The sequence below is a fragment of the Paludifilum halophilum genome, assembly GCF_002245355.1.
In the GTDB taxonomy this organism is placed as follows: Bacteria; Bacillota; Bacilli; order Thermoactinomycetales; family DSM-45169; genus Paludifilum; species Paludifilum halophilum.
In genome coordinates, this window is sequence record NZ_NOWF01000189.1 from 1 (window position 1) to 388 (window position 388).

A 388-nucleotide genomic window follows, 5' to 3' on the forward strand; every position below is an offset into this window, starting at 1 on the left:
ACCTCATCAGCGCTAACGAGGCCCGGAAGACGGAGGCAGTCGTCTTCGACAAGTCGAAGGTCGTCTACCCGAAGAATGGCTGCATCTCCTCGAAGTACCCGTTCATCTGCGACTACGCCTACCGGAGCCTGCTCCAAATGCCGAGCCTGGGCAAGAACCCGTCCGAACGGGCCAAGATGGTCAAGCGTGGCGGACTGACGATTCAGACGAATATCGACCCAAAGGTCCAAGACGCTGCTCAGAAGGCTGTTTCCGACGTCGTCGGCCCGAAGGATCCAGTACTCGCCGGAACCGCGATCGTCCAGCCTGGCACCGGCTTGCTCCTGGCGATGGCGCAGTCGCGTCCTGTCATGGGCGACAAGTCCGGCCAGACCTATTACAACTACAT

At 60.1% G+C, this 388-nt stretch carries 1 protein-coding gene; it reads left to right on the forward strand.

The window, feature by feature from the left end:
* Nucleotides 1–388, forward strand: a 388-nt coding sequence (locus CHM34_RS18790) for a hypothetical protein (protein ID WP_240512083.1), incomplete at both ends; no start/stop codon positions are given.